The 20,948-nt window shown below is 51.8% G+C and carries 21 protein-coding genes; 18 read left to right on the forward strand and 3 right to left on the reverse strand.

Going from position 1 to position 20,948, the window contains the following annotated elements:
- The first annotated feature begins 6 nt into the window (after positions 1-6).
- Genes KKH67_14725 through menE form a run of 3 tightly spaced genes read left to right on the forward strand, consistent with a single transcriptional unit; the run spans position 7 to position 3,469 of the window.
- Positions 7-903 (forward strand): 1,4-dihydroxy-2-naphthoate polyprenyltransferase, encoded by an 897-nt coding sequence (locus tag KKH67_14725; GenBank protein MBU1320435.1) that lies wholly within the window; start codon positions 7-9, stop codon positions 901-903.
- Positions 903-1,979, forward strand: coding sequence for an o-succinylbenzoate synthase (gene menC / locus KKH67_14730; protein ID MBU1320436.1), 1,077 nt, complete (start codon positions 903-905; stop codon positions 1,977-1,979). Before KKH67_14725 ends, menC begins: the two co-directional genes overlap by 1 nt.
- The gene (gene menE / locus KKH67_14735; GenBank protein ID MBU1320437.1) at positions 1,976-3,469 is read left to right on the forward strand and encodes an o-succinylbenzoate--CoA ligase; all 1,494 of its coding nucleotides are present in this window, start codon (positions 1,976-1,978) and stop codon (positions 3,467-3,469) included. The genes menC and menE overlap by 4 nt, the downstream gene beginning before the upstream one ends.
- 2 nt (positions 3,470-3,471) lie before the next feature.
- Here menE and KKH67_14740 read toward each other — a convergent pair whose 3' ends face one another.
- Complete coding sequence (locus KKH67_14740) at positions 3,472-3,885, reverse strand: acyl-CoA thioesterase (protein MBU1320438.1); 414 nt, start codon at positions 3,883-3,885, stop codon at positions 3,472-3,474.
- Positions 3,886-4,356: 471 nt separating this feature from the next.
- Between KKH67_14740 and aroC the strand changes: the two genes are divergently transcribed.
- The 6 genes from aroC (at position 4,357) to KKH67_14770 (ending at position 10,359) form a co-directional block, all read left to right on the forward strand.
- Positions 4,357-5,472, forward strand: a complete 1,116-nt coding sequence (aroC, locus tag KKH67_14745) for a chorismate synthase (GenBank protein MBU1320439.1) — start codon at positions 4,357-4,359, stop codon at positions 5,470-5,472.
- Between the two features lie 52 nt (positions 5,473-5,524).
- A complete protein-coding gene (locus KKH67_14750; GenBank protein ID MBU1320440.1) occupies positions 5,525-6,340 on the forward strand; it encodes a hypothetical protein in 816 nt (271 codons plus the stop codon).
- 223 nt (positions 6,341-6,563) lie between these two features.
- The gene (locus KKH67_14755; GenBank protein ID MBU1320441.1) at positions 6,564-8,723 is read left to right on the forward strand and encodes a hypothetical protein; all 2,160 of its coding nucleotides are present in this window, start codon (positions 6,564-6,566) and stop codon (positions 8,721-8,723) included.
- Positions 8,724-8,890: 167 nt separating this feature from the next.
- Entirely contained in the window at positions 8,891-9,112 is a 222-nt protein-coding gene (locus KKH67_14760; GenBank protein ID MBU1320442.1) for a helix-turn-helix transcriptional regulator, read from the forward strand.
- On the forward strand, positions 9,109-9,327 hold the full coding sequence (locus KKH67_14765) for a hypothetical protein (protein MBU1320443.1): 219 nt from the start codon (positions 9,109-9,111) through the stop codon (positions 9,325-9,327). Before KKH67_14760 ends, KKH67_14765 begins: the two co-directional genes overlap by 4 nt.
- Before the next feature lie 216 nt (positions 9,328-9,543).
- Positions 9,544-10,359 carry an SDR family oxidoreductase gene (locus KKH67_14770; GenBank protein MBU1320444.1) on the forward strand — a complete coding sequence of 272 codons (816 nt, stop codon included), beginning with the start codon at positions 9,544-9,546 and terminating at the stop codon, positions 10,357-10,359.
- Between the two features lie 17 nt (positions 10,360-10,376).
- On the opposite strand, the gene KKH67_14775 is transcribed toward KKH67_14770, so the two are convergent.
- Entirely contained in the window at positions 10,377-11,546 is a 1,170-nt protein-coding gene (locus tag KKH67_14775; GenBank protein MBU1320445.1) for a cation:proton antiporter, read from the reverse strand.
- A gap of 98 nt (positions 11,547-11,644) precedes the next feature.
- Complete coding sequence (locus KKH67_14780; GenBank protein ID MBU1320446.1) at positions 11,645-12,460, reverse strand: ferredoxin--NADP reductase; 816 nt, start codon at positions 12,458-12,460, stop codon at positions 11,645-11,647.
- 197 nt (positions 12,461-12,657) lie between these two features.
- Here KKH67_14780 and rpmE point away from each other — a divergent pair, with 197 nt between their 5' ends.
- From rpmE to KKH67_14825, 9 genes are all read left to right on the forward strand, one after another.
- On the forward strand, positions 12,658-12,897 hold the full coding sequence (gene rpmE, locus KKH67_14785) for a 50S ribosomal protein L31 (protein MBU1320447.1): 240 nt from the start codon (positions 12,658-12,660) through the stop codon (positions 12,895-12,897).
- 87 nt (positions 12,898-12,984) lie between these two features.
- Complete coding sequence (locus tag KKH67_14790) at positions 12,985-13,938, forward strand: DUF1385 domain-containing protein (GenBank protein ID MBU1320448.1); 954 nt, start codon at positions 12,985-12,987, stop codon at positions 13,936-13,938.
- 5 nt (positions 13,939-13,943) lie between these two features.
- A complete protein-coding gene (gene prfA / locus KKH67_14795; protein ID MBU1320449.1) occupies positions 13,944-15,038 on the forward strand; it encodes a peptide chain release factor 1 in 1,095 nt (364 codons plus the stop codon).
- Between the two features lie 2 nt (positions 15,039-15,040).
- A complete protein-coding gene (locus KKH67_14800; GenBank protein MBU1320450.1) occupies positions 15,041-15,934 on the forward strand; it encodes a hypothetical protein in 894 nt (297 codons plus the stop codon).
- Positions 15,935-16,001: 67 nt separating this feature from the next.
- Positions 16,002-17,444 (forward strand): TldD/PmbA family protein, encoded by a 1,443-nt coding sequence (locus KKH67_14805; protein ID MBU1320451.1) that lies wholly within the window; start codon positions 16,002-16,004, stop codon positions 17,442-17,444.
- Positions 17,445-18,788 (forward strand): TldD/PmbA family protein, encoded by a 1,344-nt coding sequence (locus KKH67_14810; protein ID MBU1320452.1) that lies wholly within the window; start codon positions 17,445-17,447, stop codon positions 18,786-18,788. It abuts the gene before it with no gap.
- Complete coding sequence (locus tag KKH67_14815) at positions 18,788-19,012, forward strand: hypothetical protein (GenBank protein MBU1320453.1); 225 nt, start codon at positions 18,788-18,790, stop codon at positions 19,010-19,012. The genes KKH67_14810 and KKH67_14815 overlap by 1 nt, the downstream gene beginning before the upstream one ends.
- A 6-nt stretch (positions 19,013-19,018) precedes the next feature.
- Positions 19,019-19,897 (forward strand): peptide chain release factor N(5)-glutamine methyltransferase, encoded by an 879-nt coding sequence (gene prmC, locus KKH67_14820; protein ID MBU1320454.1) that lies wholly within the window; start codon positions 19,019-19,021, stop codon positions 19,895-19,897.
- A 203-nt stretch (positions 19,898-20,100) separates the two neighbouring features.
- The gene (locus KKH67_14825) at positions 20,101-20,874 is read left to right on the forward strand and encodes a hypothetical protein (GenBank protein ID MBU1320455.1); all 774 of its coding nucleotides are present in this window, start codon (positions 20,101-20,103) and stop codon (positions 20,872-20,874) included.
- Positions 20,875-20,948: the final 74 nt, after the last annotated feature.

Raw genomic sequence — 20,948 nt, forward strand, 5'->3', positions numbered from 1 at the left:
AAAAAGATGACAGCCGAAACAGATCTTAGCAAGCCACGAATCTGGCTTCTCGCAGCCCGTCCGAAGACATTGTGGGCTGGAATCGTGCCGGTCGTGATCGGGGGTGCGATTGCCTACGATACCGGCGTCTTCCATACTCTCTCATTTGTCTTCGCTTTCATAGGGTCCGTTCTCATTCAAGTAGGTACGAACTTCGCCAACGACCTGTTCGACTACTTGAAAAAAGTCGATGACAGCGAGAGGATAGGTCCGTTGCGTGTCACACAGGCGGGTCTGGTATCTCCGAAGAAGATGAAGTTCGCGACAATGGCCATGTTCACTCTCGCATTTCTAATCGGCATCTATCTCGTCTGGCGAGGCGGAATACCGATTGTGATAATCGGACTGTCGTCGATACTTTTCGGGATACTATACACAGCCGGCCCATATCCTCTCGGCTATCACGGCCTCGGAGATGTTTTCGTGTTGATTTTCTACGGACCGGTCGCAGTCTGTGGTACGTATTATGTCGTCACGCTTGATTACAACGCGACTGTTCTGCTTGCGGGCTTGCCTCCCGGCATGCTATCAGCGGCGATTCTGACCGTTAACAACCTGCGTGATTACGACACCGACAGCAGGACAGGCAAGAAAACTCTGGCCGTCAGATTCGGCAGGTCGTTCGCCAGGGTCGAGTACATTCTGTTTCTGGTCGTAGCTGCACTCTTTCCATTGATTATAAGCCTCTGCGATGGAACACATCCATACTCAATTCTGACCGCCCTGATTCTGATCCCCGGTGCATCTGTGGTGAAGGCGGTTCTCACTGAATCATCCGGCGAAGTTCTCAACGGCACACTCGCGAAAACAGGGGGACTGCTTGCCCTGTATGGACTGCTGTTCTCGGTTGGATGGATGTTGTGATGAAGTTTCATTTCCATCTGAGGCCGTACGAAGTCCCGTTCAAACAGGAGTTCCTGACCTCCAGAACAGCCACTGTTCTTCGTCGGGGACTATTTGTGATTGCCGAATCCGAAGATGGCATTCGAGGTGCGGGGGAGATCGCTCCGCTCGAGCATTTCAGCGACGAAAGTCTTGAAACAGCGAAGGCTGCTGCGGAGGCGTTGAGCCGCCGACTAGACAATACAGACGTGCCGCGCGATATATCGCGACTGACATCATTTCTCGAAGAATGCGTTGATGGCAGTCTTCCTCCATCAGTGATATTTGGCTTCGAGACTGCAGTCTCGGATGCGATCTCAAGATCGAAAGGCATGCCGCTTGCACAACTTGTCGATCCGGGCTTCACTCGACAGGTGCCGGTGAATGCGGTGATGTCAGGATATACAGATTCCATTGACCGTCACAATTTGGCGGGCTTCACGGCTGTTAAGATCAAAGTTGGTGCAGCATCGGTAGATGAAGATATACTGAGGATCCAAGCTGCGCGCGATGCCCTCGGTGGTGACGTATCAATCCGCATCGATGCGAACCGGGCGTGGGACTTCGAGAGCGCAGCATTTGCATTATCCCAGATGCGAGACTTGCGAATCGAGTATGTTGAGGAGCCTCTGCAGGAGTCTGAACTGTCGCGATTCGATGAGCTTTTCTCCGGATGTGCAGTGCCGATTGCGCTCGATGAGACTGTTCGAGACAGAGACATGTTCCAGCGCCTGATCAAGTTGGATGCTGTCACGACCGTCGTTATCAAGCCGACAGTGCTTGGCGGTATCGCGCGATCGCGCGAGCTGATCGATCATGCCCACAAATTCGGTAAGAAAGCTGTCGTTACATCGACACTGGAGACCGGAATCGGCATAGCAGCATGTCTACATCTGGCTGCGTCACTCGGCGAAAGAGTACTCCCGTGCGGGTTCGACACGCTGAGGTACCTGACAGATAGCCTCATTGAGGAGTCTCTGATTATTTCTGATGGCAGAATGGCAATACCAGAGGCGCCGGGACTCGGTGTCACACTTCGACCGGGACCAGCCCAATGACCAAAGAGGGGATCGTTTGTCCCGTTCATAAACTCGCCGAGAGCAGCCCTGACTCTCTCGCATTGGTGAATGAGAATGCTAGTCTCAGCTACGGCGAACTTGAAGAGCGCATTCATAGATGCGCAATCGGACTGCACGATCTCGGCATCGAGACGGGAGATAGGATCGCGGTCATCGCTCAGAACTCGGTCGAATACGCAATCCTGATTTTCGCAGCGTACCGTATTGGAGCTACTCTTGCTCCAATCAATACACGGCTCGATCCTCGCAGTTGGGAAGATTGCATCATGAAACTCACGCCAAGCGCTCTTGTGATTGACCGCGAGCGGATTGCCTTTGCGGATGACATAGGCATGAGATACTTGCTTATGGAGGATGTAGGAGGGGGGATAGGCAGCGAGCCATATTCGGCAGATTCGTTTTCGGTGTTGCATGAAGTGTCGACAGAACATGAAGCATCTATTGTCTTCACCTCCGGAAGCTCCGGTGATCCGAAGGGAGTGATTCTCACACTTGGCAATCACTTCTGCAATGCGCTCGCATCGAATGAAAACATCAAGCTCACACATCAAGACTGCTGGCTTGCAGCCTTGCCGTTCTGTCATGTCGGAGGCATGTCTATCCTTTTCAGGACCGCGCTTGACGGATGCTCTGCATATGTTGCAGATAGCTTTGCTCCGGATGTGGTCAATCGGCTCATAGATCGCGGTCAACTGACACATCTATCACTTGTTCCGACGATGCTCGATTCACTTCTTGCTTCAAGGAAAATGAGAAAATTCCCCGACAGCCTCAGAGCGATCCTCCTTGGTGGTGCAGCGGTATCGGAACGGTTGATCGAAACGATAAGAGAACTCAATTTGCCGGTGCTGCCAACGTATGGATTGACCGAAGCGGCATCGCAGCTTTGCACTCTCTCCCCGGAGAGCCCCCCAGAGAAGCTATCTTCATCCGGATCGCCTCTGGAAAATACCGAACTCAAGATCGTCGATGATGAAGACGAGACGGTAGAATCGGGGATGAACGGAGAGATTTGTATAAGAGGGAAGAAGGTTTTCAAAAGTTATCTCGGCAGGGATCGATCTGAGGTGTTCGACAAGGACGGCTGGTTCCGCACCGGTGACATCGGCTGGCTCGATGATGATTCTTATCTGCATGTTGTTGGACGCAGGGATGACATGTTCATATCGGGCGGTGAGAATATTCACCCTGCGCAGATAGAGAAGGCAGCACTCGCTTTTCCCGGAGTCACAGAATGTGCGGTTATCGGCGTCGAAGATAGAAAGTGGGGAGCGAGACCTGTGCTATTTGTATGTCATGACGATTCAGGCTCTGAAATGAATGGACTACATGAACATCTAAATGCGAATTTGCCGGATATGTTCATCCCAAAAGCGATAATCGAACTCGATCAACTTCCACGAACTTCAATCGGAAAAATAGACAGGAAACAACTCCACACTCTCTGGCGCCATAACGAGAACACTTAGGATTATGCATTGCGGTATCTTTCCAGACCTTCCCGCAACCTGTCCGGAAGCGGGATCTTCTTGAGGTCAGATTTGCCGGCGGTCACATGTACCGTCCTGCATGTTCCGACCACGCTGTCATCTTCTGATTTCAGGACGTACGCCAGAGCAAATGATGTGGTGCCGATATTCTCGACCGTGAGTTCAACCTCCAGAGGCTGCCCGACGCGAAGTTTCTCATTGTAATCAGCCTCGGCATGAACGAGCGGGATTAGGAAGGATTCGTGCTCGAATATGTGGGCAAAGCTGACTCCGATATCTTCCATCAGCTTCTCATATGTCTCGTGTGCATAGACGAATTGGTTTGCAAAGAAGAGAATACCGGCAGCATCGGTATCCTGAAGACGAACTGTGATTCTGTTTCTGAAAATTGCCACACGCGAACCCTGATAAATCGTACTCGATTATAGGCATGAATATACGGTTGTTGTTAAACCTGCGCAATTCATAAACCACTGGTTGTCTGTGAACTCGCGGTTGGCTGGAATGCCGGGTCATGCAGTTTTGCTTGCGCTATGCCGATCAGATGTTATAGTTATACCGATATGAAGATAGTTATCACAGGACACAGGGACTCGCAGGTCGGAGTCATAGGTCAGGTAGTAGCCAGCCACCTCGGGCTTAAGTGCGCGAGTGTAGGTACCTGGTCAGATATTGCTTCACTTGATTGGCATGCAATTGCGGTCGAGGCGTCAGACATGCTCGATCCCGACAGGCGTCGAGTGCTGCGCGACGATTCTATCATTGTTCTGATCGTCGATTCATTGGGGCAATCTGCTCTGGATGCGATCAGCCCGTTTGCTGATATTCGAATCGAAAATGGAGACAGATCAGTCGATGAAATTGCGATGGAAATCGCAGATCTGGTCGGCAGCGAGCTTGTGATCAGATTCAAGTCGGCGAATACGTTCGGAGAGATCATTCGTGTAACTACTTTCGGAGAGAGCCACGGTCCGGCAATTGGAGCTGTGCTCGATGGTGTCAGGCCCGGCATCGAAATCACTGCCGCTGACATTCAGTCCGAGCTTGATCGTCGCCGTCCGGGGCAGAGCACTGTTACTACTCCGCGAAGAGAATCGGATCAGGTGCACATCTTGTCTGGTGTGTTCAAAGGTCTGACCACCGGAGCGCCGATTGCAATGGTGATTTACAATCGCGATCAGGACCCGTCCAAGTATGAAAGCCTGCGCGACATCTTCAGGCCGGGGCACGCTGATTTTACATTCTACAAGAAATACGGACTGCGAGATTATCGCGGCGGAGGGAGATCATCGGGGCGCGAGACCGCCGGAAGGGTCGCGTGCGGAGCGATCGCAAAGAAGCAGCTTGCAGAGAAGGGCATACGCGTCGTTGCACACTCGGTTGAAATTGCCGGTGTGAAGGCTCAGGCATATGATTTGGATGCAATTGAAAAGAACATAGTTCGCTGCGCCGATCCTGTCGCCGCCAAGAAGATGGAAGAAGCGATCCTCAAGGTGAAAGAGTCCAACGACTCGGTCGGTGGCATAGCACAGCTTGAAATCCATGGCGTACCTGCAGGGCTCGGCGATCCGGTATTCTTCAAGCTCGACGCCCGACTGACGTATGCGATCATGACTATCGGCGCAACAAAAGGTGTCGAGGTGGGCAGAGGATTTGAGCTGGCTCGTTTGCGCGGAAGCGAATCAAATGATCCGATGACAGATGGCGGATTCGTGAGCAATAATGCCGGAGGAATCACGGGCGGCATTTCTACCGGCCAGCCAATAACTCTGCGAGTAGCTGTCAAACCGACTTCTTCGATAGCGCAACCTCAGAAGACTATTGATCTCAGCGGGCAAAACCGCGAAATTGAGGTGCATGGGCGTCACGATCCATGCATCATGCCCCGGATTATACCGGTGATCGAGAATATGGCGGCACTTGTCATTCTCGATGCATGGGAGATTCAGTCGCGGCTGCGACCGGAGTGGGATAGAGCTTAGCACTGAACATTATGCTGTTGAGTGCGTTTCATTGGTGAAGGGAAAGTGAGCTGTGAGCGCAGTGAAGACAGCATACACTCTTTTGATACTGGCGCTGGCTGGCAGTCTTGTTCTAGTATCCTGCGGCCGCAGCGTAGATCCGGAACCTGAGCCGCCTGACGATCTTGTCGATCTACAGAATCAGCTCGCCGAATCGCCGCGTGATAATGAAGAGGCAGAGTTGATGGCTCTCTGGATGGTCGGTAAGGTCGTTGCCTACACGAGGGATTACAACAGAATTGTCGATGCGTTGAACATCGTGCGGCAGACATATTCCGACAGCGTGCCGCAGCTCGACAGCATTCAGTTCGCATATCCATTCCAGCCGAGTGAAATCATTGTCCTCGTTGATTCCGCTGCCAGAGCGAAATTGCGAATCGGAGCTTACACCGACTGGGACTCGCTGAATTCACTCTTTCGCGTAACGGATATAGATACTACCGATCTGGGAATCTCGCAGCAGGTGCAACTCTCATTTCTGGGAAGGCTCAACCCTGATCTGCTCGCGGACAGCTACTGGGATTTGGGGCAATTACGAGGCGGAATCACCGGAACCGGGATTTATGTCAACGTTGGCGATCAATCCAATCTCTATCCCTGGGAAGTAGGGACTTTTATGACATTTCTCCTCCGGCGAGCAGATGGCGACTGTCCGGCCGGCTGCATCAACAGCCACTTCTGGTATTTCAGAGTGTCGGAGGGGCATGCCGAGTTAGTCGGTGATTTCGAGGCCGAAGACGGCGTCCCATTTCCCGACTGGTGGGACGTCGCCAATGCGGGATTCTGCGAATATTTCCATTACCGCCACGGATACTGCGACGGCCTTTAGCCCTGGCTTTTTCCCAGCTTTGTTGTATCTTCTCAGAAACATACCGATCTGTACTCACGTAGGTAGCTAGTAGACCGAGTTTTGACATCGGCAGAATCTTTACGTCTCTTATTTAGCGCCTGACTGACCAGTCTGCGCTAAGTCGTATTTCAAGTCAGAAGTCAACAAATCGCCCGGATTGTAGGATCAGATCAAATCCGGGCTAATATCTGGAGGACTGCTCATGCATTATCGACACTCACCACTGCTGATGCTTATCAGTGCGACCCTCGTCGCTCTCTTGGCTGTCTCAGCCCTTGCAACACCACCAAATGTGAAATTGAATTCAGATACGACACCGTATCTTCAGAATGAAGAACAGATCTGGGTCAGCCCCGTGAATTCCAATATTGTCATTGCCGACTGGCGCGATTGGCGTCTCGGCTATCGCAGAGTCGGGATTGGAGTCTCGACCGATGGCGGCGCTACCTGGTCAGACTCTCTGTTCACCGATGTACCGTATGACAGGCAGTCCGATCCCTGTCTTGTTGGCGATCAATTCGGGACTTTCTATGCAAACATGCTGAACTATAACTCAGGGGGCATCGGCGAGAGCTTCATCGTCGTCTATCGCTCGACCGATGGAGGCGTCTCATGGACGGGCCCCGTCGCAACAAACCCGTGGATTCCCGGTACATTCGAGGACAAGCAGTTCACTGCTGTCGATAGAACCGGTGGTGCCCATGACGGCAACTACTACTGCTCATGGACAAGATTCTATAGTGGCCCGACACGAATGATACTTGTCAGATCAACCGACGGGTGCCAGACATTTGATGACACGGTGAAAGTTGGCCCCTCTCCATATTATGAGAACTGCGGTGGGTTCTTCGATGCAGGGCAGTTCTCAATTCCGATTGTCGACGCCGACGGAGACGTGCATGTCTTCTGGCAGGGTTATGATATCGATCCATGGGAGTGCAGTTTCCAGTGGGCGATTCAACACACATGGTCTACCGATGGTGGGTTGACGTTCAATCTGGCAGCTCCGGCATTCTACAGCAACTTCGGCTACAATAATGTCGATGGCGGAATTGACACGTACGGAATGCCGAATGGCGATTGCGACATATCTGGCGGCCCATACAACAATACCATTTACATCTCACAATGCCAGTACGCACCGGGCGGCGCTCCTGAGACTGATGTCACCGTTCGCAAATCGACCGACAACGGACTGACCTGGACCGATAGACAGGTGGTCAACGATGATCCTCCCGATCAGAACATCGATCAATTCCATCCCTGGTTGGTCGTTAACGAAGACGGTGTCGTACTGCTGATTTTCTACGATCAGCGCGTCGGCCCCGTTTTGCGCGAGTTTGATGCATTCTTCAGCGCATCATTTGATGGTGGCGAGACTTATATCACGAATATGCGCCTCTCAGAAGTATCGAGCAGTCCCGATTTTGCTTTTTCGATGAAGTCGCATGTTCCGAACGATGTCGTAGAACCAGACGGCACTATGCTGGTGAAGAATCAGCCGGTGCGCCAGCCGATGGCTGGTCTGTTTGCTGAGTATATCGGCGTTCATTCAAACCACGATACGGTTAACACTGTCTGGACAGATACCAGAAATGGCAATCAGGATGCGTACGGTGCGAGATTCATGATGCCATTCCTTAAACCGAGACTATATCTGCCGGAAAATGGTGATGCGGATTTCACTGAATTCCCTGCATTCAGGTGGTCGACCTGCTGGCACGAGGATCAGGATTCCTATCGTCTCGAGCTCAGCGAGGATCCTCTCTTCTCCTCAATCGACTATTCGTTTGATGGCTTGACCGATAACAACTACGTTCCGTCGATTGCTCTCGACAGCAATGTCTATTTCTGGAGAGTTAAGGCGTTCAGGCCAGATGGCGATTCAACTGAGTATTCCGACCTTTTCCACTTCGGAGGCGAGTATACATGCGTCGATTCAGACGGAGACTATTATGGTGACCCGGGGCATCCGGAGAACACTTGCGAACTTGATAACTGCCCTGATACCTACAATCCAAACCAGGCAGACTCCGACGTCGACGGTGTCGGCGATCTGTGTGATAATTGCATTGATGTGTTCAATCCGGGTCAGGAAGATTCTGACGGTGATCAGATCGGTGACGCGTGTGATCACATCTGTGGAGATGTTGACACCAGCGGGGCAGTTGATATAGATGACGTTGTCTATCTCATAGCCTACATATTCTCCGGCGGCCCAGCACCTGCGCAGTTGGAATCAGGCGACGCCGACTGCAGCGGAGGCATCGATATCGACGATGTCGTTTATATCATCGGATACATATTCTCTGGTGGACCACCACCATGCGACACCGACAACAACGGTGTTGCTGACTGCTAACGTATCATTGGTGATACAAGGGCAGGTTTCACCGAAACCTGCCTCTTGAGTTGAGTTGGCAGGCTTGAGGACAATCCTTCCCTACCTTTGTTCCTCCGCTACATGATGTAAAAACCACTTGACAGATAGTAATGTATACTTTACATTAGTGTCAGACGGAGATTGAGATGGGTGTTGAGCACGCGAAGCTAAGAAACCACATTAAGCAGCACAGGGCGCGGCTCGATCTGACGCAGCAGGCTCTTGCTGACATAGTCGGCGTCAGCCGTCAGACGATCATTTCGACGGAGAAAGGGCAATATGTGCCGTCAACGCTCCTAGCGTTTCGCATTGCGAGAGCTCTCGGAATGAGCGTAGAAGAACTGTTCGAGCTGGAGGTAGAGTCATGAAGAGTGAGATGGATGTGATGGGAATGGACGAGAGACAGCGGCTATGCTGGCTTTTGGCTAACCGGGTGACCCTGATGGTTGTCGGTGTATTTTGGATCGGTATGATCGGCTGGGAAGTCATCAACCATAGAGTGCCATACTTCCTGATCGCGATGGTGCCTGCATTTGCAGCAATTCGTTTCTTCACATATCTGGTCTATTTCAGACGAAGCTGATGTGTGGCGTTTAAGAGTCTGAGCATCTTCCTCAACACGCACCGACAGCAGGAACATCTGCCGCTGCTTCTTGTCAGCTGAAAAGTATGCACGACAAATTTAGTTGACATTTGAATGTCGACTGACGATTTTGGTCTCAAATCTAAATTGGACTCAAATGGAACATGTTAGGCTGACATCGGTTGCGTATCTCTGACTCCAGTAAGAGGTGATGATATGACTGAACTTGTGAAAGAAACTGCTGCAAGAACGAGAGATCAACAAGCGAGGAGCCAGATGTACCCTGAACTGAAGGGACGACATGCGCTCGTGACTGGAGCATCGCGCGGGTTTGGCCGAGCAATAGCTCTCAGGCTTGCGCAGGAGGGCGTCAATGTGGTGGTCAACTACCGCAGGAGCATGTCTGAGGCCGAGTCTGTTGTCGATGATATCAAGACCATCGGTACTAAATCGTTCTCACACCGCGCTGATGTAGGCAAAGAAGAGAGTTTGGCCAAGATGTTCGACGAGATCAAGTCGCAATTCGGTCAGCTCGACATCCTTGTAGCCAATGCCGCCTGGGGCGTACCGGGCAACCTTATGGACACTAAATCCCGCCACTGGGATGTCACTCTTTCGGCATCTGCTCGATCACTTCTCGACATGACTAAGCTCGCAGTCCCGCTGATGAACGGCTGGGGGAGAATAATCAGTATCACCAGTGATGGCGGGCAGAAAGTGCTCCCCGGTTACGGCGTTGTCGGTCCGGCGAAAGCGGCGCTTGAGTCTGTCACTCGAGGGCTGGCGTTCGAACTGGGTCGAAAAGGAATCGTAGTCAACGGAATCCTGGCCGGTCTCGCTGACACCAAGTCATTCCGCTCTATACCGGGGTCCGAGAAAGTTATAGAGCATGCGGCTTTCCACACTCCTACCGGCAGGATAGTCGAGCCGGAAGATGTCGCCAATGTGGCAGCGTTCCTTGCATCGAATCAAGCCAGTATGATTTGCGGTCACTTCGTCGTTGTCGATGGTGGCCGGAATATTGTTGGATAGATGTTCAAAGAGTTGTGCTATTCCTGCAAGTGAATCTCGTTGGCTCTTGCGAGAGCCAATCTTGTCAGGAAGGGGCCGATCCCCTCGTATACTATCACTGATGACAAAATAACCGCGGTAATAACCTGTCCAATATCGGGGTGGGTCTGCGAAATTGTGTAGGCCAGCCCGATAGCAACCCCCGCTTGCGGCAGGAGAGCCATGCCGAGGTTCTTTGTTACCTGTGGTGGCTCCTGCGTTCTCGATGCCGCAAAATATGATCCTATGAATTTCCCGAGAGGCCTCGCCACAAGATATGCAACTCCGAGCAACCCGAGACTGGACATCATGTGTAACTCGAGACTTGCTCCCGAGAGCACGAAAAACGCTATGTAAAATGGCATTTCTGTCTGGCGGAGCTCGGGGTAGACAAGCTTGTGCATAACGGATAGATTGTTGGTAACTGCGCCGATTATCAGGCAGACCAGCAGCGGCGAAATCCCGATACTTCTCGCGAGACCGATCCCGACAATCAGTCCGCCGACGATTACCAGCAGCAGCTCAGAGAGGTCATCGATTTTCTTCTCCCACAGCGTGATGACTCCAGCGATAGCTGCACCAATTGTGACCGATATTATGAGCTCTTTGAACAGATCAAAGGCGACTGTGCTGACGGGATCTCCTTGAGCAAGCGAATAGAACGAGAAGAAGAACCGGAACACAACCAGGCTTAGAACATTGTTGATCGCTACCACAGCCAGGAGCGATTCGGTGAGTGGTCCTCTCGAAGAGTACTCCCTGATGACCAGGAGAGTGACGCCGGGTGCGGTTGCCATGCTGATCGATCCGAGGAGTATCGCAAGGCCGAAATCGTTTGTTATCAGAACTGTGGCGGAGAATACCAGCACAAATGCGCCGAAACTCTCGGCCAGAGCAATGAAGATAATCCTCCTGCCCATTGCGCGGATGTGGCTCCATTCGATTTCGCCACCTATGGCGAAGAGTATCATTCCAAGCGCGAGATCATTCACCATGCGGATGTCTCTGAGTGTTTCTGATGATATCAGACCGAGTACGGAGGGTCCAAATAGCAGGCCGACAAGCATGTAGCCGGTGACCCTCGGGATTTTGAAGCGGTGCGAGAGTTTGCCGCCTATCAAACCGATTAGAATTATTCCGCCAACACTGAGGAGTTCGTCAACACGCATCAAGAGTCCAATCTTGAACCAGTTCGGCCGAAAATATAGAAATCAGGCCGAATTATGTCAACTTGAATAAGGCCGGATAGAGGCGCCGATGCCTGAGGCTACCAGAAGCGCTCCAAGTGAAGCTCGCCCGGTTCTTTAAAGGTCTGTTCTTTGTATCCTTCAGCAAGCAGGATATCGGTCATCGAATCGCACATGGCGGGGTTTCCGGAAACGAATACATGTGTATTGTCTGGGGTTGGAGGGAAACCCCAAGCTTTTTCGATCAGGCTTTTGCTCCATAGATCCTGGACATACCCGGTGTTGCCTTTCCACGGCTCGGCCTCTTCGTGCGGGCGGCTGATAGATTTGATGTACGTGAAATTGTATCGGCGTTTCTCCAATTCTGCGAGCTCAGAACTGAAACCGAGTTCGGAGCTGCGTCTGGCACTATGGATAAGAGCTATCCTGCGCTTTGAGGCGGTGCCGGTCTCCGACCTGATCATGCTAAGGCAGGGCGATAGGCCTGTGCCGGTGGCAAGAAAGATCAGGTTTGATTCTTCGGGAACCCTCAGCAGTGTAAAGAGACCGGAGAAGTTTTTCGACATCCGGAGTTTGTCCCCGACATTCAGGGCGAAAAGCCGTGGGGAGAATGCGCCCGATTTGACAAGGGTAACATAAAACTCCACGTACTCAAGATTGTCAGGGGTCGACGTTATCGAATAGGATCGCTGAAAGAACATATCAGGCCCGTTATCGGTTTGTTCGGGGTCGGAATCGGGGCAGCGGGGGGCGGATGCTGGAAGGCCGAGCATAGCGTACTGACCGGGAAAGAATTCGGACAGGCTCCATCCAACCGGAGCTATCCGTAGTATCATCAGGCCCGGAGCTATCTCGGTTTTTTCAATCAATTTTGCGTTCAACTCAATTTCCGGCATTCTGCACTCGTCTCTCTTAAACAGTGATTTCGTGGAATTTAGCAGATGCAGACCGCTCTGAACAGTTTAAAAGGCATAAATAAGGGTTTTGAGGGAACCTGAGACCGTCCCCGGAAGTTAGGTAATGGTGGGCACAATTAGCTTGATTTTTGCCGGAAAAGAAATACATTAGGGCAAAATTCTTGAAGGAGATTCTCGTGAAAGAGAAAATTCATCCGAAGTATCATAAGGCCATGGTTACCTGCGCTTGCGGCAATGCATTCGAAACTCGTTCTACGGTTAAGGAACTCAAGGTAGAGATTTGCTCTTCCTGCCATCCATTCTTTACTGGAAAGCAGAAGCTGATTGACACGGCAGGACGTGTCGAGCGCTATAGACGCAAGTATAATCTGGCCGATAAGTCGAAGGCTTCTGAAGAAAAAGAAGCTTCCAAGTAGCTGAGTTCATGGCGGCATTTCAACGGTGAAATGTCGCTATTTGTTTGCCTAATAGCGACTGGAATAGTCGCATATCCAGGTAGAAGCATGCCGGATTTGAGTGTAGGTGGGCAGGCGGTAATTGAAGGCGTAATGATGCGTTCCACCGACCGCGTCTCTACGGCAGTGAGACGGAGCGACGGGACTATCGAAGTCAGGAATGAGGACTTCGTCCCAATCTCCAAACGGAAAAAATTCTTTGGGATTCCGATAGTGCGTGGAGCGATCTCTTTTGTGGAGATGCTCATCATCGGGATTAGATCGCTGAACTACTCCGCCGAGGTCGCTGCCGCCGATATCGAGCGGGAACAGGGCAAGGACGTCGAAGCCGATAAGCCTGCCAGTTCCACAAGCACAATGCTGATACTGACAGCGGTTGCCGCTATTGCGCTCGGAGTCGGCATATTTTTCTTCCTTCCTCTGTGGTTTTCATCACTGCTGCATGTGAAGAAAGATGCGCTCTCATTTAACCTCGTGGCCGGTGTCTTTCGCGTGGCGATGTTCTTGGTTTATATCTGGGCTATCTCACACTTCAATGATCTCAGGCGTGTGTTTCAATATCATGGCGCAGAACATAAGTCTATTTGGGCGTTCGAATCGGGCAAAGATCTTTTGCCGGAAGAGGCGCAGAAATTCACAACACGCCATCCGAGATGCGGAACAAGTTTTATACTTATAGTAGCAATTCTGGCAATAATCATCTACAGCATATCCGACACGATTTACGCGGTTGTGACCGGTGCTCCCCCGACTCTCCCGATGAGATTCCTCGTGCATTTCTCCCTGCTTCCTCTTGTGGCAGGCGGTTCTTATGAACTCCTGAAGCTATCAGGTCGCACGAGGGAGAATATCATCACTAAGATTTTCATTTCGCCGGGGCTTTGGCTTCAGGCAATGACTACCAGGGAGCCGTCTCTTGATCAACTTGAAGTCGCAATCGTCGCACTGAAGAATTCGCTCAGAATGGAAGGCCAATCGGAGAAAGTGATCATCGAGAAGTGAGTACGATGCTTGCTGTCATCGATAAGCTTGAGGCGAAGCTGGCAGAACTGTCGGATCAGCTTGCGTCCCCCGAGGTAATCAACGATCTGAAGAAACTTCGCAAGATCTCCAAGCAGCACAGAGATGTAAGCGAGATTCTGGAGGTCGGGAGAAGGTACAGGAAGATATCGCGGCAGCTCGAGGATAACGAGCAGATTTGCCGTGACGATAGCGACAAGGAATTGGCAGAGCTGGCTAGATCAGAGCTCGATGATCTCTACACTGAGATGGAGAGTGCCGAGAAAGAACTGAAGCTGCTCCTTATCCCGCGCGATCCCAACGATTCGAAGAACACTGTGATGGAGATTCGGGCCGGGACGGGAGGCGACGAGGCGGCCTTGTTCGCTGCAGACATGTATCGCATGTACACTCGCTTTGCAGATAATATGGGCTGGAGAACAGATATTTTGTCATCTCATCCAACCGGCGTTGGTGGTTTCAAGGAGATTATTGTACTTGTAGTTGGTGATGGCGCGTATGGGAAGCTGAAATACGAATCGGGTGTGCACAGAGTCCAGCGTGTTCCGGTGACTGAATCATCTGGGCGAATCCATACTTCAGCCGCATCAGTCGCAGTTCTCCCTGAGGCTGAAGAAATTGATATCGCTATCAATCCCAATGAACTCAAAATCGATGTCTTCCGATCTTCAGGACCTGGCGGACAGTCTGTCAACACTACCGATTCCGCTGTCCGCATCACGCACATTCCGACTGGCATGGTCGTGACCTGTCAGGATGAGAAGTCGCAGTTAAAGAACAAGAACAAGGCGATGAAGGTGCTGCGCACGAGGCTCCTTGAACAGGCGGAGGAGAAGCAGCATGGTGAAATTGCGGATCAGCGCAAGTCGATGGTCTCGACCGGAGACAGGTCGGCCAAGATCCGCACTTACAACTTCCCGCAGGGAAGAGTCACCGATCACAGGATCGGACTGACCATTCATCAACTCGATAATATCCTTCAGGGTGATCTCAACCAGATCATCGAAGCGCTCAGCCTTGCCGATCAGCAGGAGAAACTCAAGCTGACCGAAAAAGAGGCCACTGTAGTCGGCGGAGAGTGACATTGAGGCCCTGGAAAGTCATCTCCGCAATTATCCTGACACTCGCTGTTCTTTTTGCTTCGAGGTTCATCCAATCTCACAAAGATCGTCCGATCGAAATCACTGCGAAGACCAGTGCATTCACGATGAAGCATACGGCATCATTTGTGCATGCAGGTAAAGACACTTCTCCGTTGTTCACGGTCAGAGTCTCGGGTCCGAAAGCTCCCGGCGCGTTCAAGGTTTTCCTGATGTATCGACCGGAGATGGAAGTAAAGGAGAACATTGGAGTGAATTTCATACGGCAGGAAGCACCTCTGGGAGAGGATGCGCTGGATGATTATGAAGTCTGGCTGGCACCTTATTCACCCGGAAAGAAATTGGATTACTATTTCCGGGCAGAGTTGCCTGACAGCACTTTGCTTGCAATTCTTCCGGAGAATGCCGAGTCTAATGACGAGACTCTTCCTTTCAGGTTTGAGGGCATTCCGCCTGCATGGCTCGTGATCGTGCAGTACGGTTTCATGGTGGCAGCTCTCTTCACTGCATCGCTTCTGCTGTTTTCTGCATTTGGGTTGACAGCAAACACTCCGACGATCAAGCTTTTCAGCAAGCAGGTTCTCTGGACGACAGTTTTCCTGGTTCTGGGAGCAGGGCTGTTCCACATCTGGCTTGCACGAATCGTTCATGACGGCTTAGGATGGGGGGGGTGGCCGATTGGCAAATTCAGCCTGGTGGACACTGTTGCGCAGATTGCAATGCTGTACTGGATTGTTCTGACGATTCTTCTTAAAGGCTCAGTCTTTGCAGGCCGAGAATCCTGCAATCTCGTGTCTGTCGGCACCGCGCGGATGTTGGGGATTGTGGGGTATATTCTGGTCGTTGTCATTCTTGTCGTGCTGCAATTTCTCGCATAGCCAACTCGCATCTCTTGTCCGCCATCTTTCCCTTGATGTTTGAACTCAATTGATTTAGTATAGCTGCATGCAGATCGACAAGTTAGCGCAATTGGCTGTAGCCGAGGCAACCCGTCTCGGAGCATCGTACGCCGATTTCCGATTCGAGGAGATCCGTAACGAGAATATAGAAGTATCTGATGGCAAACCGGGGCTGCTCGATCGCAATACGTCAGCCGGCTTTGGCATTCGTGTGCTTGCAAATTCTGCGTGGGGCTTTTCAGCGAGCTATGATCTCACCGAGGACTCAGTGCGCAGAATGGCGAGGCAGGCTGTTGAGATTGCGAAAACTTCTGCGAAGATCAATGACCGCAAGGTTGAACTCGCACCTATCGATGCAGTCAAGGATACGTACAAGACTCAATTCAAGATCGACCCATTCACGATATCACTGGCAGAGAAGATCGAGAAGCTGAAAGAGTACGATGCGATCATGCATAAGCTCTCGGAAATCAACTCTTCCAATTGCTTCATGAATTTCAGACGCATCAACAAGTTTTTTGCATCGTCAGATGGCTCCGAGATCGAACAAGTGTTGCTTCATTCAGGAGCGGGGGCATCGTGTGGAATCGCCAAATCGCGCCACGAACGCTCTGAGAGATCATTTCCGTCATCGTCGGGACAGTACATGGCCAGGGGTTATGAGCTGATTGACGAGATCGGTTTCGAGGAAGGTCTTCCGAGAATCGCTGAGCAGGCTGTTGCGCTAATGTCTGCCAAAGATGCGCCATCGGGCGTTTATGATATCGTCCTGTCGGCCGATCAGGTCTCGCTGCAAATACATGAGTCGATAGGTCACGCGCTCGAACTCGATCGCGTGTTCGGATCGGAGCGTAATTTCAGCGGGACATCGTTTGCTACGAGTGACAAACTCGGAGAGCTTCAGTATGGCTCATCGATCATCAATGTGGTCGCAGACTCGACCCACCCCGGCGGTCTTGCCACCTGGGGATACGACGACGAGGGCGTGAAGGCTCGGCCTGCTGACTTGATAAAGAATGGCATTTTTGTGGGATACCTCTCGAATCGTGAGAGTGCAGCGCGTATCGGCAGAGCGTCAACCGGTGCCGGTATGGCTGATGGTTGGCAGAATCCGCCGATTGTCAGAATTACAAATGTCCTTCTGCGGCCGGGGGATTCGTCGTTTGATGATTTGATCGGCGGGATCGATGATGGTATATACATGGAAACAGTCGATAGCTGGTCAATCGATGACAATCGCGAGAGTTTCCAGCTCGGATGCGAAGTTGGTTGGGAAATCAAGAACGGTCAACTTGGCGAGATGGTGAAGGCTCCAAACTACTCCAGCAGTACGGTCAATTTTTGGAATGCATGCGACGCTATAGGCGATAGCTCTCTCTGGACGCTTTGGGGAACGCCGAATTGCGGCAAGGGGCAGCCGTCGCAGAATGGCCGCACAGCGCAGGGCGCTGCACCATGCAGGTTCAGGCAGATCAAGGTGGGTGCATAGATGTCGCAGCGGGATCAGATCCTTTCGATACTGCATGAGGCAATGAAATCCTCGCCTGCCGATCAGACGGAGCTTGTCTTTGACGGCGAGGCGTTCAGTCTTACTCATGTTGCTGAGAGCCAAATCCAGCAGAACATGATGAGCGATGACTGCTCGATCGTTGCCCGCACGGTCATCGGCAAGAAAATCGGTATTGCATCTACGAACAGACTGACGATAGAAGATGTCAGGAAAGCTATCTCCGATGCAGTCGATATCAGCACGTTTCAGGATGACGATGAAGACTTTGTATCCCTTCCCAAGTCTCCGAAGGCGGCCGAGGTCGCGGCTCTTTTTGAGTCGACTGCGAATTTCTCACCGGTGGATCGTGCAAACGCTGTCTGGCAGATGAACAAAATCGCTGCGATGCACAATCTCAAGACTGCAGGTGCGTTCAAAACTGTCACTAACAGAGTGGCTGTGATAAATTCGCTCGGCACGGAACAGTATTTTGAAGGCACGAGTGCTGAATTGTCATTGACAGTCAGCGGAGAAACAGGCGCTTCCGGATACGGTATTGCGTACAACCGCGATGTCTCCAAAATCAATCTGGGGGCGGTAGCAGAGACTGCCGTAGACAAGGCTATGCGCACCGTCGATCCGATTTCGCTTCCATCCGGAAGCTACACTGTACTACTTGAACCAGCCGCTGTCGGTCAGTTGCTTCTGTTTCTCGCGTTCATGGGATTCGGCAGCAAGACGTTTGTCCAGCACAGGTCGTTTATGGCCGGCAAGATCGGCACGCCGATAGCCGGTGGCAACTTCAGCGTGCGCGATGAGGCCTACAATTCCCAAATGCTCGGTATGCCGTTTGACTACGAAGGCGTGCCGCGCAAAGAAGTCGAGCTGATCACAAACGGAGTTGCGAAAGGTGTAGTTTCGAATTCCTACGATGCGAATCTCCTGGGTGAAGGTGTCGAGTCGACCGGTCACGCGCATATCGCCACCAGGAGTTTCACACCATATCCAAAACACATGGTGATGAAAGGCGGTGACGTAACTGTTGACGAGATGATCCGTTCTGTCGACCGCGGCATCTATGTCACGCATTTCTGGTACGTGAACTACCTCAACCCCATGAAAACAATGGTGACAGGCACGACGCGTGACGGTACATTTCTGATCGAAAATGGTGAAGTGACAAATGCAATCGTGAATATGCGCATGCAGCAGTCGATTCTTGAAGCGTTCTCGAATTGCCGGATGTTGTCGAAGGAGAGAGTGCTGTATCCGCAGTATTCAGTCGTGATGCTGGTGCCGTATGCATTGGTCGCTAATTTTCAGTTGACCGAGGAGACATCCTGATGAGACGGCGTGCATTCATCAAAATGATCGGTACCGCATCGGTGGCAGCAGTCACAGTACCTTATCTGCCGGCATTCGCAGAGTCCGTGTCGCGGACGCGGTCTGCATCTATCCAGACTTCCCGTTACCGCATTCAAGGCAACAAGAAGCTCGGCTGCTCGGGGTTCGATTTTCCGGATGATCCCGATATTATCGACAACGGGTATTTTATGCCGAAGGTTTGATGAGACATGGCTGAGAAAAATATCATCGATCTCATCAATTCAGCTTCCCTAAGACTCAAACGTATCGAAATTGATGCTCCCCGCGTGAATGTCGAACGAATGCTGTGTTCGATCCTCAACTGCAATCGTGTCGACTTATATCTCGACCCCGTCAGGATGTTGCCATCGGATCAGGTGGCCAAATTCGAATGGCTGTTCTCCAAGAGGATGGCATTCGAGCCGCTGCAATACATCCTCGGCGAGACAGAGTTTTTCGGAATCGAAATCAAATGCGACAAACGAGCACTGATACCACGCCCTGAAACGGAGTTTGTTGTCTCCAAGGCAATCGACACTCTCGAGAGCCTTGACCGCCTCTATATTCTCGATCTCGCATGCGGAACCGGCTGCATCGGAATCGCACTCGCAATAAACCTGCCACAGGCGACTATCCACGCTACGGATATATCCGAGGATGCTGTTTCGCTCGCGAAAGAGAATGCACTCATGCACGGTTTGATCACAAGATTCAGCTTCTCGGCGGGCGACATGTTTACGCCGGTCGCAGGGAAGGGCGTCCTCTACGACGCTTTAGTCTGCAACCCGCCATATATCAGAGATGGAGAGTGGGAACTGCTTCACGAGCAGATACGAGAATTCGAACCGAGGCGGGCGTTGCTATCTGGCACCGACGGTCTCGATTTCATCAGACGCATGCTCTCAGAGGTCAGCGAGGTGCTCGTACCGGGCGGCCATCTCATCTTCGAGATGGGGCAGGGGCAGGCGAATTCGGTGAGACAGTTGGTCGACCAGATCGACAGCCTCGAATTCATAGAGACAGTCCAGGACTATAGCGCAATCGAACGAGTAGCCGTTGTGAGACGGAGACCGAGCTCGAAACTGTAGCATGGAAGAACGCACGCGGTTTTATACGGCCACATCGGACGCAAACATCTTACTATTGGATTCCTCCCATACTTTTCCCCATGTGAGTATGTGATCAGATTCTTCGGGATGCACCTATCCTACTGTATTCCAATCACATGCAAATCATAGATTCGTGGGCATTCTGTTTGCGCAGTCAGGCAGTGGGGCAGAAGGATCGATTTATGTCCGGTCTGAATATCGCATCGACCATCGGCTCTCTGAATACTGTGCGGAATCTTTCCGCCATGCACCGGTCTATCCGTAAGACTGCGTCGAGGCTGGCGTCCGGCAAGAGAATCACCAGAGCGGCTGATGATTCCGCCGGACTGGTGGTGTCAGAGCAAATGCGCGCACAGGTGGCATCGCTGACTCAACAGATCGTTAATCTTGACAATGTCATCAAAAGAAACAAGACAGCCGATTCGCATCTGGTCGAGATGGAGGATCATCTGATCGAAATGCGCGAGATTGCGACCGCAGCCGCCTCAACTGGCGGCATCGAACAGGGGCAGGTAGAGGCTTATGAGGATGAGCTGGATCGCTCTGCTGAGGCTCTGGACAAGATGGCTGACGATACCATGCTCGGTGACTCCGCACTGCTCGACGGTTCCGAGAACAGCGTCGCTGAAATCCAGCGACTTGGACATTTCGATCTGTCCGACGTAGAGAAGGTCAAGGAAGCGGTGACCAGAATAGATGAAAGAATTAAGGACATTCAAAAAGTGCATGCGGGACTCGGTGCGGCAATTTCTCGTGAAATCGAGTCGATGCGCGAGAGCCTCGCAGTCGCACACAGAAATCTCGTTGAAACTGAATCTGATATTCGCGATAGCGGCATGGCATTGGAGCAGTCGGGCTTTGTATCACGGCTTGTGCGATCCGATCTCGGCAGTTCCCTTCTCGCGCAGGGGAATCTGGTGTCACAGTCGGTATTCGGCCTTGTGACCGATCCATAGATTTTGTTGAAACAGGCAATGCCTGCTCGGGGCAGCAGAGGGGCTCACAACACGATAGGGTAGTGTATCGTCAG

This window comes from Candidatus Zixiibacteriota bacterium (assembly GCA_018820315.1).
In the GTDB taxonomy this organism is placed as follows: domain Bacteria; phylum Zixibacteria; class MSB-5A5; order JAABVY01; family JAHJOQ01; genus JAHJOQ01.

Coding starts and splice junctions, on each gene's coding strand:
- KKH67_14725 (MBU1320435.1), top strand. CDS start 7: ATGACAGCCGAAACAGATCTTAGCAAGCCACGAATCTGGCTTCTCGCA.
- menC (MBU1320436.1), top strand. CDS start 903: ATGAAGTTTCATTTCCATCTGAGGCCGTACGAAGTCCCGTTCAAACAG.
- menE (MBU1320437.1), top strand. CDS start 1,976: ATGACCAAAGAGGGGATCGTTTGTCCCGTTCATAAACTCGCCGAGAGC.
- aroC (MBU1320439.1), top strand. CDS start 4,357: ATGGAAATCGCAGATCTGGTCGGCAGCGAGCTTGTGATCAGATTCAAG.
- KKH67_14755 (MBU1320441.1), top strand. CDS start 6,564: ATGCATTATCGACACTCACCACTGCTGATGCTTATCAGTGCGACCCTC.
- KKH67_14760 (MBU1320442.1), top strand. CDS start 8,891: ATGGGTGTTGAGCACGCGAAGCTAAGAAACCACATTAAGCAGCACAGG.
- KKH67_14765 (MBU1320443.1), top strand. CDS start 9,109: ATGAAGAGTGAGATGGATGTGATGGGAATGGACGAGAGACAGCGGCTA.
- KKH67_14770 (MBU1320444.1), top strand. CDS start 9,544: ATGACTGAACTTGTGAAAGAAACTGCTGCAAGAACGAGAGATCAACAA.
- KKH67_14775 (MBU1320445.1), bottom strand. CDS start 11,546: ATGCGTGTTGACGAACTCCTCAGTGTTGGCGGAATAATTCTAATCGGT.
- KKH67_14780 (MBU1320446.1), bottom strand. CDS start 12,460: ATGCCGGAAATTGAGTTGAACGCAAAATTGATTGAAAAAACCGAGATA.
- KKH67_14790 (MBU1320448.1), top strand. CDS start 12,985: ATGCCGGATTTGAGTGTAGGTGGGCAGGCGGTAATTGAAGGCGTAATG.
- prfA (MBU1320449.1), top strand. CDS start 13,944: ATGCTTGCTGTCATCGATAAGCTTGAGGCGAAGCTGGCAGAACTGTCG.
- KKH67_14805 (MBU1320451.1), top strand. CDS start 16,002: ATGCAGATCGACAAGTTAGCGCAATTGGCTGTAGCCGAGGCAACCCGT.
- KKH67_14810 (MBU1320452.1), top strand. CDS start 17,445: ATGTCGCAGCGGGATCAGATCCTTTCGATACTGCATGAGGCAATGAAA.
- KKH67_14815 (MBU1320453.1), top strand. CDS start 18,788: ATGAGACGGCGTGCATTCATCAAAATGATCGGTACCGCATCGGTGGCA.
- prmC (MBU1320454.1), top strand. CDS start 19,019: ATGGCTGAGAAAAATATCATCGATCTCATCAATTCAGCTTCCCTAAGA.
- KKH67_14825 (MBU1320455.1), top strand. CDS start 20,101: ATGTCCGGTCTGAATATCGCATCGACCATCGGCTCTCTGAATACTGTG.